General features: G+C 24.2%; 4 protein-coding genes. All 4 read right to left on the bottom strand.

Annotated features, from left to right (window positions below; all coding sequences use genetic code 11):
- Positions 1-408: 408 nt before the first annotated feature.
- Positions 409-1,335 carry a hypothetical protein gene (locus HMPREF1552_RS02220; RefSeq protein ID WP_021743416.1) on the bottom strand — a complete coding sequence of 309 codons (927 nt, stop codon included), beginning with the start codon at positions 1,333-1,335 and terminating at the stop codon, positions 409-411.
- 20 nt (positions 1,336-1,355) lie between these two features.
- On the bottom strand, positions 1,356-1,583 hold the full coding sequence (locus HMPREF1552_RS12690) for an HRDC domain-containing protein (protein ID WP_231370729.1): 228 nt from the start codon (positions 1,581-1,583) through the stop codon (positions 1,356-1,358).
- Between the two features lie 405 nt (positions 1,584-1,988).
- Positions 1,989-2,915: a hypothetical protein gene (locus tag HMPREF1552_RS02210; protein WP_021743416.1), complete on the bottom strand. Its 927-nt coding sequence runs from the start codon at positions 2,913-2,915 to the stop codon at positions 1,989-1,991.
- A 20-nt stretch (positions 2,916-2,935) separates the two neighbouring features.
- The coding region (locus tag HMPREF1552_RS02205; RefSeq protein WP_021743415.1) for an HRDC domain-containing protein at positions 2,936-3,150 on the bottom strand (215 nt) is incomplete at its 5' end.

Below are 3,150 nucleotides of genomic sequence, written 5' to 3'. Positions count from 1 at the left end.
CATTTCATCTTCTGTCAAATATTCCATATAATTTTTATTAGTTTCTTTAAATTCTTTCACATCTTGTGTAAAATTATCTTTTCCAGAATTTTTATTAAATTTATCTGTTTTTTCACACTCAACAAAAGCTGTCCAGTAATATTTTCCCTCTTTGTTTTATTTTCTCAATTTCTTTTATTAAATCTAACTTTATTTTATTATACCACTAATTTCCAAAAATAATACTAAATTCCATTAGAAAATAGAAATTATGTTAGTAACAAGAAATTTTAATTACTTGCTAAATACTATAAAACTAGAAAGCTTATAATTAATTTTTTCAAAAAAATACAATCTTTAAACTTTGTTTCTAATTATATAGTTTTTAGACTACATTCTAAATCTTTTGTCTTTGAAATATTTTAAAAATTATTGTATTTCTTCATCAGATTTTCTCCCAAGATATACAAAATCCATTAAAGAGTAAAGTATTTGAATTTCTTCTGTATATTTTTGAATATTATAAGAGGATTTAAAATTACGATAATATTTTATAGCTTCTTCAAAATTTGTATACATTTTTCCTGATTCATTAATAGAAGTTCTAGAATCCTTAATTTTATCATACAACAAATCATACATATTATTATATCTATCAAAATTTAAACTTACTTGATACTGTGTTGGAGAAACTTGAATACCTGCAGTTTCTATGTATTTAATTTTTTCTTTAGCAGTTGGATAGGGTATTGATTTTATTACTCTCATATTTTTTTGTAACCACTTATATGCTTCTTCTTTACTAAATGCTTTAATTATTGATAAACATAATTTATTTGCTACTTGAATATTATTTTTATTTTTTTTAAATAAATATTTCCATGTTTTATATCTAATAATAGGAGGTAAAATAGAAAAAACATGTAATATTATGGGTGAAGTATATATATCTATCCGAATATCCAGAAAATACTTGATAAAAATCAAAGCATATAATTCCATAACTCTATCTTCCGTTTTTTCTACAATCTCATTAGAAAATGTTTCTGTATGACTAGTATGTGTTCCGTTATTTCCAATTATTCTTATTTCATTTACAGTTTTAATTAATTTATTTCTAAAATCATTTTCTAATAAATTCAAGGAAGTAACTACTGCCTCGTTTCTTGAATCATTTCTTATTTCTCCCAATGTTATTTGTATGCTACTTCCAAGATTTAAAATCTTTCTCACAAGTATTTCCGCATATTGTCTTAATCCTTGTATTTTCCCTCTATTAGATCTTTCTATATATTTAGTATCGTGTATCAAGTCTTTTATCATATTTGTATATTCATTATTATTAAAATTATCCATTTAGTTACCTTTGTTTTATTTTAAATCTTCATATCATAAAAATTTTCCAAAATCAGCAAAATTTCTTCTCCATAATCCCTGATTTTCCGTTTTCCCATTCCCTTTAACTGCGAAAGTTCTTCCATATTTTTAGGATTAGTTTTTGCAATATTTGCCAAAAGCTGGTTTGAAGCGATAATATATGGCGGATAACCCAACAGCTGTGCTTCTCCTGCCCGCCATTCCTTTAATATCTTGTACAGTTCCATTTCATCTTCCGTCAAATATTCCATATAATTTGGGTTAGCATCTTTAAATTCTTTTACATCTTGTGTAAAATTATCTTTTCCAGAGTTTTTATTAAATTTATCTGTTTTTTCACACTCAACAAAAGCTGTCCAGTAATATTTTCCCTCTTTGTTTTATTTTCTCAATTTCTTTTATTAAATCTAACTTTATTTTATTATACCACTAATTTCCAAAAATAATACTAAATTCCATTAGAAAATAGAAATTATGTTAGTAACAAGAAATTTTAATTACTTGCTAAATACTATAAAACTAGAAAGCTTATAATTAATTTTTTCAAAAAAATACAATCTTTAAACTTTGTTTCTAATTATATAGTTTTTAGACTACATTCTAAATCTTTTGTCTTTGAAATATTTTAAAAATTATTGTATTTCTTCATCAGATTTTCTCCCAAGATATACAAAATCCATTAAAGAGTAAAGTATTTGAATTTCTTCTGTATATTTTTGAATATTATAAGAGGATTTAAAATTACGATAATATTTTATAGCTTCTTCAAAATTTGTATACATTTTTCCTGATTCATTAATAGAAGTTCTAGAATCCTTAATTTTATCATACAACAAATCATACATATTATTATATCTATCAAAATTTAAACTTACTTGATACTGTGTTGGAGAAACTTGAATACCTGCAGTTTCTATGTATTTAATTTTTTCTTTAGCAGTTGGATAGGGTATTGATTTTATTACTCTCATATTTTTTTGTAACCACTTATATGCTTCTTCTTTACTAAATGCTTTAATTATTGATAAACATAATTTATTTGCTACTTGAATATTATTTTTATTTTTTTTAAATAAATATTTCCATGTTTTATATCTAATAATAGGAGGTAAAATAGAAAAAACATGTAATATTATGGGTGAAGTATATATATCTATCCGAATATCCAGAAAATACTTGATAAAAATCAAAGCATATAATTCCATAACTCTATCTTCCGTTTTTTCTACAATCTCATTAGAAAATGTTTCTGTATGACTAGTATGTGTTCCGTTATTTCCAATTATTCTTATTTCATTTACAGTTTTAATTAATTTATTTCTAAAATCATTTTCTAATAAATTCAAGGAAGTAACTACTGCCTCGTTTCTTGAATCATTTCTTATTTCTCCCAATGTTATTTGTATGCTACTTCCAAGATTTAAAATCTTTCTCACAAGTATTTCCGCATATTGTCTTAATCCTTGTATTTTCCCTCTATTAGATCTTTCTATATATTTAGTATCGTGTATCAAGTCTTTTATCATATTTGTATATTCATTATTATTAAAATTATCCATTTAGTTACCTTTGTTTTATTTTAAATCTTCATATCATAAAAATTTTCCAAAATCAGCAAAATTTCTTCTCCATAATCCCTGATTTTCCGTTTTCCCATTCCCTTTAACTGCGAAAGTTCTTCCATATTTTTAGGATTAGTTTTTGCAATATTTGCCAAAAGCTGGTTTGAAGCAATAATATAGGGTGGATAGCCCAAAAGTTGTGCTTCTCCTGCCCGCCATTCCTTTAATATCT

Origin of the sequence: Leptotrichia sp. oral taxon 879 str. F0557 (genome assembly GCF_000469385.1) — a bacterium.
Taxonomy (GTDB): Bacteria; Fusobacteriota; Fusobacteriia; order Fusobacteriales; family Leptotrichiaceae; genus Leptotrichia; species Leptotrichia mesophila.
Note: the sequence above shows the minus strand (reverse complement) of the source record. Positions and strands in the feature narration are given on the sequence as shown.

Bases quoted from the DNA above. Each gene is read 5' to 3' on its own strand.
- HMPREF1552_RS02220 (WP_021743416.1), bottom strand. From the start codon at position 1,335: ATGGATAATTTTAATAATAATGAATATACAAATATGATAAAAGACTTG.
- HMPREF1552_RS12690 (WP_231370729.1), bottom strand. From the start codon at position 1,583: ATGGAACTGTACAAGATATTAAAGGAATGGCGGGCAGGAGAAGCACAG.
- HMPREF1552_RS02210 (WP_021743416.1), bottom strand. From the start codon at position 2,915: ATGGATAATTTTAATAATAATGAATATACAAATATGATAAAAGACTTG.